Origin of the sequence: Pseudoalteromonas rubra, from assembly GCF_005887095.1 — a bacterium.
In the GTDB taxonomy this organism is placed as follows: domain Bacteria; phylum Pseudomonadota; class Gammaproteobacteria; order Enterobacterales; family Alteromonadaceae; genus Pseudoalteromonas; species Pseudoalteromonas rubra_E.
In genome coordinates, this window is record NZ_PNCI01000011.1 from 1 (window position 1) to 9,987 (window position 9,987).

At 42.2% G+C, this 9,987-nt stretch carries 3 protein-coding genes; 2 read left to right on the forward strand and 1 reads right to left on the reverse strand.

The annotated features are described in order from the left end of the window. Positions 1-155 precede the first annotated feature (155 nt). The gene (locus tag CWB99_RS05770; RefSeq protein ID WP_138553439.1) at positions 156-6,302 is read left to right on the forward strand and encodes a hypothetical protein; all 6,147 of its coding nucleotides are present in this window, start codon (positions 156-158) and stop codon (positions 6,300-6,302) included. 818 nt (positions 6,303-7,120) lie between these two features. Here CWB99_RS05770 and CWB99_RS05775 read toward each other — a convergent pair. After that, positions 7,121-8,017, reverse strand: coding sequence for a hypothetical protein (locus tag CWB99_RS05775; RefSeq protein WP_138553441.1), 897 nt, complete (start codon positions 8,015-8,017; stop codon positions 7,121-7,123). Between the two features lie 536 nt (positions 8,018-8,553). On the opposite strand from CWB99_RS05775, the gene CWB99_RS05780 reads away from it, so the two are divergent. Further along, entirely contained in the window at positions 8,554-9,552 is a 999-nt protein-coding gene (locus CWB99_RS05780) for a sphingomyelin phosphodiesterase (protein ID WP_138553443.1), read from the forward strand. Positions 9,553-9,987 lie beyond the last annotated feature (435 nt).

The window sequence follows — 9,987 nt, forward strand, 5'->3', positions numbered from 1 at the left end:
GGTTGGACTTGACCAGTACAAGTTTCCAAAAAATAAACCCCAGGTAGCTTCTAATTAGTTGATTTATGGTGTCATGCTGCTTGTAGTATCAGTAATTTTGATTAAAAATCACAAGCTGAATGTATCGAGTTCGTTTTGTAGGGAGTCTTTTCGTAATGTCGAGTATTAATTCAGGTGATGGTGAACGTACCGCAATGCTAGGGTATGTTCCGCAGTATGAAATAGCAGCAGGCCTAATATATGAAGCTTTGCTCAATGGAAGTCTTGAATGGTTTCGAGTGGCCGATCCTGATGCGGGAAGCTTGGATGACATACTTATAGCGACTACAGGTAAGCTTGATGCGTATCAGGTAAAGTGGGCGGAATATACTGATGCAATAAGTTATGCCGATTTTGTGAGAGATGGCAAGACTAAAAAGGGAGACGAAAAACTTAGCCTTTTTAAGCAGCTTACAGAAGGTTGGAAGCACTTAAATGAGCATTACAAGGAAAGAACCGTAAAGGTTCATTTGATTCATAAACTAGTACCTAGTTCAAACCCTAAAGCCCAAATTCCTCTGGGTGATACAGCCCCTCAACATGCTCACTTTCAATCATTCTTAAAAGAGTGCTGGTTCGATAGAACATGGTGTGAAACAGGTCTTGATAAAGTAGCTGTATGCTGGAAAGAGGCACTATTGGATCTACAGAAACGGTCAAATTTTAACGATGACCAATTTCTGAATTTCATTCGGTGTTGCGAGCTTGAATTCAATTATAAGCGGCCAGCTGATATTCCTGTAACCAATCAGGGACAAGCAAGAAAACAAGAGGATATTGAAAAAATATATAACCTCCTGACGAAAATGGCGGGAGGTGAACGCCGAATTATTGAGCTATCCAAAGATGACATGTTGGACAGATTGTCATGGAGCCATAGGTTTAAGCACAAGTTTGTTCACGAATTTCCTATCGATCGAACCTATCAGGAAATTGAAGAAACTGTGAATGCTATATCTGATGTCTTATCACAAACCAAACAAGGATATGTCGCCTTGCTTGGAAGCCCTGGTTCGGGAAAGTCAACAACGCTTACCCATACTTTAAAGTATAAAGCAGGATATAAATTAGTTAGATATTACGCATATGTTCCCGATAGCACTTACCAAGGGCGTGGTGAAGCGACAACTTTTCTTCATGACATCACCTTGTCACTAAGAAATCACGGATTTCGTGGTGAAAGTACCGGGCAGCCTGGTTCAAGAGAAGAATACTTGTCGTTATTAGGGGAGCAGCTTCAGCAAGCCCATGAGAAATGGAAAAATGATGGCGTGATCACCATTATTATGGTCGATGGGTTAGATCATATTCAGAGAGAGCAAAATCCTCTACAGAGCTTGTTGTCAGATTTGCCCCCTCCTAACACTGTGCCTGACGGTGTGATATTCATTCTAGGTAGTCAAACGCTGGAGTTGAACGATCTCTCTGACACCATAAAGGAGCATGTCAGCCATGAAGGTCGAACCATTGTTATATCTCCTCTGACTCGGCCAAACGTCTATGCAACCATAAACGAATGGCCAGGTTGCTCCGAACTAACAGATGATAATAAGAAGAAAATTTTCGAAAAATCATTGGGGCACCCACTATCTTTGGTTTATCTGCTGCAATTTATTACTGACAGTTCAGGTAGGGATTTTGATGAAGCTATTGATGAGTTTCCTCTTTACCAAGGACATATTGAGCAGAGCTACTCAGTTTATTGGCGACAAATAGAGAGCAATCAGAACCTTGTTGACTTGCTTGCTTTATTGTCAAGATTGAGGGTGCCAATAAATACTCAAGTGCTTGAGAAATGGTCTGATCATTCAACTATTCGCGATTTTATATCGAGTGCATCGCACTATTTTAAGAAAGACAGTGATGTAAGTTGGCGATTTTTCCACAATAGTTTCAGGCAGTTTATTTTGGATAAAACTAGCCGGAATCTATTTGGTAATTTTGATGGTTCAAAAAATATAGAGTATCACAAGGTATTAGCTGAGTATTGTCACCAGTCGTCTGATGATAGTGACCCAATGCGATGGGAGGCTATTTATCATCTTTTTAATGCTCAGCAAATGGAAGCTGTTATTGAAGCTGGGACTCAAAGTTATTTTAGAAAACAGTTCTTTAGTCTTCGGAATATTTCGAGTGTGACAGGTGATGTTGATGCTGTTCTATTGTCGGCGAAAGAGCTGAATAATCCTCTTGCCGTAGTGAGGTGTATCTTAATTGAGTGCGAGCTCAGAGAGCGAAGAGATGCCCTTAATGAAGTTGATGTACTAAATCTCCTGTTTTCATCTGAAGGAATAAGTTCAGCGCTTAATTATATTTTTGACGGAGAACTACTAAGGGTAGATGATTCTGAAGCGCTAAAATTTTCTAAGGTTCTTGCTCAGAACAGCTTTTTTAGCGAAGCTAAAAGGATCTTTGAGTCTGCTGAGCCTCTAGGCTATTTGTCGGGTGGGGATGCAGTTGATCCGCATCATGGTGGATCTGAAGATTTGAAACGATGGGTGGATGTGGCTCATTATTTCATACCGCTAGGTGACCTCGTATCGACTATACACCAAACGAAGTATGAAAATAATGATGTAGGGGCATGGGGCAACAATGACGAAGATCTGCATGCTCGCTTAATGAGACGGTTGGTCAATGGTGTTTATGAAACAAAAGACGAAGAAAGAATAGATGAGCTTTTCACTTTCTTGTCAGAAAACGAAGAGCACTTTGATAGCCTGATAAATTTATGTTTTTCCATATGCATTAACCAATATCCATCGGCTTTGATAGGGACCGCATTCGAGGCGGTTATTGACTGGTCTGAAAACGATGACTTGGATTTTTCAGAAAAGTTGTTGGTTGCTGAACTGGATTACAGAGCCAATGGATGTATAGATAAAGCTAAAGCCTGGTTTGAAAACTTAGAACAGCCAAACCTTTATAAACATGGCGTGTATGGTCAATGGAAGAACTTAAGTCCATTCGCAGATAGAATTCGTCTTAATAGACTGCGAGCCGCGCTGGGCCAAGATGTTGACCCGGTTAAGATGGTTCCAAAAGAAAGTGAAGAAAAGTATACAGGAAACGTTTTATTTGAACGTGCTTTAGTCAGATTCTCAAGTATTTGGGGACGAGGTTGGGCTGGAGAGAAGCTACTGCCAAGTTTTATTGTTCAAGAGATAAAGCCGTCCTTTGAATTGTTACGAAAGCCTTACAACCAAACAAGAGATTGGATTGGGTGGTATGAGTTTGAATCAGCTGCTGTAGATTACTTTAACTTCGCGATAAGGGCTACATCTCAGCACGGGCATGATTGTATCTTGGCTCTAGCTGATGCTTTTAGAAAAGACTGGAATAGACGATATTGGCCTACTAGCTGGCGAAGAGAAATTGCTTTCACTTTGTATAAGGAAGGATATCACAAGGATGGTTTGGTTGACGTACTGAATCAAATAGAAAAAGAGATACCTGATTTCGACGACATTCACTCCAAAATATCCGAGTACTATGAACTTTCTATAATGTGGTCAAAGATTGGTGAATCTAATCGAGCAGCTAGTCTGTTACCAAAAATTTTCACGGGATCTTTTGGAATATATCATAGGAAAGATAGGCAGTTTTCTCATTGGGTAATGTGGCTAGGTAAGTTGATCAATCAATATCCTGATTTGGCCTATGATGAAATATGTCGATTTTCTATGGCGTTAGTAAATTTAGGGCAATCGGGAAATGGTCGTGGTACGCAAGAAGCAGGACTTGAACTCATCACTATTATCACTCGTTGGAACCCGCAATATGGCTTAAAGCTTTTGAGATGGGTATTCGACCATAAAGGACTTGATTATGCTCCAGGCCTAACAGGGTTGCTGTCTGGAATACTTGATAGACCTAACCCGCCATTTAAAGAAATATCAGTGATGGCGAGAAAGCTACTGATTCCTTTCGAAGAGTACAACCCTTCGGATCTGCCTAAAAAATTGGTGTCTCGTTGCTGCCAATCTTCTGATGATGGCGTGGCGGATGTGGTAGAAGAACTTATTACATCTATTAAGACACATCTATTACCTTCAAATCGGTACTTGTGGTTAGAAGGGGTGGCGCTTGGCGTCAGGGAAGCGGGGTTAGACAATAGTTTTTATGCATCAATGGCGATTTCTACCCCCCAAGCAAAACATGTTACTCATGAACCCTCTCTGACATTGAAATCTGGGGATAAACTGACAGATGAAGAAGCGCAGCTGAAAGTAAATTCTTCTGAAAGCCTATTTCAGCTTCTTCGAACTGTGGAATCCGTCGATTATTTCCGCTGGATGAATTTGATTCAACCATTTTTAAAAGGTATGAGTGCCCCTCAGTTGGAGGAACTGCATATGCTATTAAAGCCATTCAAGCCTGATAATAATGTTGTTTCTTGCATTGCTCGCGCCTTGTCTTCACATGGTGAAGTGGATAAAGCGAATAGCTTATTTGAAGGTTTATTCGATAATTCAGATGCTAAAGGCTGGGATTTGCATTGGGATGGGGGGTCTAGGCAGTCGGTATTTAGAGCCCTTGTTGAAATTGATGCTAAACAGTGGCGACCTAAAGCGCTCGCTTCTTTAGTGGATGATTATATTGGTGAATATAGATATCCAAGTAGTTTAATTTGGAACTTAAAAGAAATTGTCGAAATTATCTTTGAGGATAAAGATGCCCTGCCGATTTGGAAGGAAATCAAAGAACATGCATACCAGCTAGATGCTTTTGAACAAAATACTGAGAAACCACCGGCACTGTTAGATGACATTGGCGAGAAGGAAGACGTTAGCTTACTCATTGAGTTTGCATTCGATATGCTCGATGTCGCCATTCCTGAATTAGGGGATATGGCTCATCAGGCAATCATTGATTTGGCTAAAATTGAAGTAAACTGGCCAGAAATTCGTAAGCAAATAGCTAATAGAATAGACCGAATTGGATTGACGCAAGTAAAAATAGTGTCTTTGTTAAGTAGCTTGGCGAAGGATTTCAAAGAATTTGTTTTTCAGTTTGAGGGTGAAGTATCTTCACTCTGTGCGTCGGAAGACTTTAGCGTAAGGATGACAGCTTTAGAGTTGGCTAGTAGGTTAGAATTAGAAGGTAAACTACCTCCAGAAGAGCGTTCAAAACTGCCCTTGGTATACGAACTGGAGTTACCAGAAATAAAGAATAGAAAGGAAGCTATTCCGTTTTCCGCCATTCGACCTGGGGAAACATTTCCAGATGTTGATGATCCGATTGAGCTGCTTAGGCCTTTATTAACTGAAGCGAAGCTTGTAGCTGATATGTCAAACGTGCCATTTGAGAATTTGGCCTACAGAGCTGCCGATTTAATGAAAACTCTTGTCCCGGAGAGTGAGTGGAATAAGCAGGCAGAAGAAGCTTATAGAAAATGGATGAAAGGGATTGGGCTTGAGCTGACCTATCATAGGTTACGGCCTAAAGTAGCAAAGCTTGCACTCTCTTATGTAGTATGCGAGTTGTTAGATGCAGGGAGAATACCTCCTCAAGGAATTGATCTTCTGCGAGATATTTTCAAACGTAGTGATGAATTGTTATTAGCGCTTGAGCCTCGTATTCGACCTGAGTGTATTGTTATACCGAAGGCAAAAGATCGAGAAGTATCCTATAAGCACGATGAATGGTTAGAAGATATTGAACAAGGTATTACACAATTCGTTGATAGGAGCGACACTGGGAAACAAATTATTGGTGAACTAACAGCCTGGAGCTGGCTAGATTGGGATTTGCCAACTGAAATTCGAATGTCTAACGTTTGTCATCCAGGGTTGAATGAAGATATGGACATTACGTCACCTTCTGCTTTATTTCCAAGCATGATGCATTGGTCTGCTATTGATTATCCTGAAATGACTGCCACTCGAGAGCCATCACTGGTCATTTATGGTACAGGTTCATACATTGATCATGGAGGCATTGAGTGGTTAGCATTAAATCCATCGATAGGTTTTTCTTTAGGATGGTCTATTTCCGAGAAAGGACTTTTTCGCTGGGTTGATGAAAAGGGCAACATAATGGTTGAAAGCATCCACTGGAAAGATGGCCCTGTTTCTCGACAGCCTCCTAAAATGGATGATATTTGCTCTAATGGCTGGTTAGTCGTTGCTTCAGACGAAGCAATAGCAAAAATCCGAGAAAATATTGGTCATGCAGCTAAGGTTAATGCTGTGGTACGTAGTTATGGCCGTAATACATATGAACCTAAAACTACTTTTATCCAACACAGAGTGAATTGGTAGAACTACTATTATTTTGGAATCAACAACTATTTGTAAACCAGTGTGTTGCTATAGGTTTGTCATTCTATCAACTTAAATAGCGGTGTTATACTGATGTTCAGTATTTTGCGTAGCGAAAGTAAAATAGCTATTTCGCAAAGTAGCAGCTGCAGATAATGTACCTAACGGGGCAAGGCCCCGTTGTATCGATAACACCTTCACAAGTCAGACTATTTGATTTTGAAGTGAGAAATCCACACTTGCATCTGTTACTATTATTCTCTCATTTGAACAGTCTCAAGTGTCACAAGGTTTACTTAGAACTGGTTGCTAAATTTTAGTCATTTTTTGCAAGTTTACACTTCAATTTTATGCCAACTTATACTTCAAATATGCTTTTAAGTGATTGAAGTTTCATTGTTGTTTATGTCAACTTACACTTCAATCACCAAGGTTTGTTTCTCAGTCTTAAAATCTCTCAATTTTATTCCAAAGCGATATTTTTTAAACGCGCACAGATCTTTTCTTGATCTCTGTCATTTGCATTTTTCATATAAACCAGCACTCTCCAAAACATCGCTATTAGCTGACTCATATCTGATTGGCTACTCCAGATTAGGACGCTTACCCACAATGTTCGGATCAATGAATTACTGATTTTGCTTTGAATTGGCGCTCATTCACGGGCGAGATCAGAGAGAAAAAATGACAGCAGGGTATGCATTGACAGATAAGCTTATTTTCAGGGGAATAATTAAGGCGCAATTCTCATGCATCAGAAGTGCGCCTTATCATAGGTTAATTGGTTAGTTAGTTGCTAACCATGACAGGCGTGTCGGTTAATAACACTCAACCGCAACGGTATTCCAGGTATTTGGGCTACCATCAACGTATTTGTTGCAAATGCCTTTGGCAAACAGGTTTTCGAGGTGGTAGCCAAAGCTGGTGAAGTGGACCAGGTTGCCGAAGAAAGGGAACTGGCCGTAGAATTGTAGCTCGGCGAGCATGTCGTCGAGGTTGTAATTCGTTTGCTCTGCGATAAAGCCCTGGTCAATGGCTTGCAGGTTGATGATGGTTGGATCCGGGAAGCCGGGGACTACGACATGCAGGTATTCTTCATCATATTGACCGTCGTAAAACTTCACCGTTTTCATCATTTCGGTTGGTGATAGCTGAGTCATGGCCAGTCTGAAGTCGGTGACTTCAAACACTTCGCGCGTCAGGTTACGGTTTACGTAAATTTTGCCGGGTAAGATATCATGTAGTGCACGCATCACAGCTTGCTCGTCGTCGGTAACGGCTAGTGCCAGCGCATAGTCAGGGAATCTGGCACTGGTAAAGCGCTCATAAGATTCTTTAACCATACCCATAAAGAAGGCAACTGTTTGCTGGCGGGCGATGATGTGTGCCTGTTCTTCAGTAACCGTTCTGGACATCAACAATGCGGCTTTTTTACCTGCATAGAAGCTTACCAGATTCTGGGTGATGGAATACACCGCAGCATTCGATGAGTTTTTAGGGTTACCGCCCTGATGAATTCGGGTGCCATCGGCATAGTCAAAAATAGTACTCAGGTCAAAGCGACCGTTTTCTTCATTTTCACGCGCTTGTGCATTCCATTGAAACAGATCATGAGAGGCGAGTCCCATTACACCGATATCGACAACCCGGATTGGCTTTTTAGCCAGGGCCGGCAACGAGAACAGTAACAGCAGCAGTACAGAGAGTATTTTCATAGTTATATTTTCCTTAAATGCAAATGAGAATAATTATACTAATCGTTTTTGTGGTGTGGATCAACGCAAGTGTTTATGTAAAGTCTGGTGGAACTTTGGTTGTTGCTTGGTACAAGAGCTGGCTGTTAAGTGTGATAGGTTGTTTGAAGCGTTTGCAGGCAGAGAGTATGCTTAATGTGTAAGTGTGTGCTCACTTTCTCTTTTTCGTTCTCGTTTATAGGATTGCCAGGTTTGCTGTTGACATCAACGGCTTTTAAATACTCCACATCAGAAGATACCACTTCACGAAGTGCCGAATATTCACCGTGCCAATGACAGCGCGTGAACGAGTACAGGTGTCATTGGTAAGTCTTAAATCAGCAATGTATATCTCAAAAAACCTTCATCAGAATAGTGGGTTAGTGCAATGGGAGCGTCACTTTTTGTCACTAAGGTGTGCAGCGAAATTTTTTACTCATCCGGGTTACTTATGCTGTGGGCCTGTCTGAGTAATGCCCTAATAAAGACAAAATAACAACGAACTACCGGAGAATAAGATGAAAGTTAAGCACCTGATGCTTTGTGCACTGATGTTGTTGAGTACACACAGTATGGCCGATTCACTCAAAGTCATGGCCTACAATATTATGCAACTCAATGTACAAGACTGGGACCAGCAAAACCGGGCAGAGCGTTTACCCAGTGTGCTGGCATCGTTGAGTGACAACCCGGATGTGATCCTGGTAAGCGAGGCCTTTAACAGTGATGCAGAGCAGGCGCTGGCTGCATTGTCTGCGATTTACCCCTACCAGACACCTAACGTCGGGCAGGATTGTAGCGGCAGTGGCTGGGATGGTTTAACAGGGAACTGTTCAAACAGCCCGTTTGTGATCCGTGGCGGCGTGGTGATCTTGTCTAAGTATCCAATCCTCAAGCAAAAAGCACACGTGTTTAAAAACAGCCTGAACGGCAGCTGGGATTATCTGTCAAACAAAGGGTTTGCCTACGTAGAGATAGAAAAAGACAATCAACGTTATCACCTGATCGGCACGCACTTGCAGGCAACTCACGACGGCGACACCGCTCAGGAGCACCGCGTGCGCATGGGCCAGCTAAACGAAATTCAGTCATTTATTGAGGCAGAAAACATTCCTGCCAGCGAGCCTGTTATCATTGGTGGTGATATGAACGTGGAGTGGAGTAAGCAGCGGGAAGTCGCGGATATGCTTGCAACAGCGCGTGCACAGTTAAACTTTCAGACGCCAGAGGTAGGATCATTCCCGGCAAAACACAACTGGTTCACCAAGGCCAATGCATATTACTTTGATTACAGCCTGGATTATAACGACACACTGGATTACGTTTTCTGGCATAGTGACCACAAACAACCCAGCAATGCGCCAAGCATGACAGTACGTTATCCAAAAGCACAACAAAACTGGTACTGGAGCTACCTGCGCGGCAACTGGAACCTAAGCAGCGGTCGCTACTATCATAACGGCTACTACAACGAGCTATCTGATCACTATCCGGTACAAGTTAACTTTGAGTTTTAATGCATGTTAGAAACTGCCTTACTCAACGTTTTGTTGAGTAGGGCAGGGCAAGCAAAGCTACGCACACTGCACTGTAGTGCCTCGTTGCAAGCAAGCCGGATAAATAACAACGTCATCCCGGGTGCTTGCGAGTCGGAAACTGCACAAAGACTGCACAGTTGTGTCCGGTAAAATGAAGACTACCAAACCCAACCGTCATCCCGGACGCTTGCGAGCCGGAAACTGCACAAAGACTACACAGTTATATTCGCCAAAATGCAAAATTAACAGCCCCAATCGTCATCCCGGGTGCTTGTGAGTCGGGATCTACACAAAAATTGCACAGTTGTATCCGCCAAAATGCAAAACTATCAACCCCGCCGTCATCTAGGAGGCTTGCTAGCCTGAATAAACTCAACCAGGTCACTATCCTTAACAGGGTGAGAGCATACTTCG

What these genes read in the sequence shown, in the direction of transcription:
- CWB99_RS05770 (WP_138553439.1), top strand. Translation starts at nt 156, where the DNA reads ATGTCGAGTATTAATTCAGGTGATGGTGAACGTACCGCAATGCTAGGG.
- CWB99_RS05775 (WP_138553441.1), bottom strand. Translation starts at nt 8,017, where the DNA reads ATGAAAATACTCTCTGTACTGCTGCTGTTACTGTTCTCGTTGCCGGCC.
- CWB99_RS05780 (WP_138553443.1), top strand. Translation starts at nt 8,554, where the DNA reads ATGAAAGTTAAGCACCTGATGCTTTGTGCACTGATGTTGTTGAGTACA.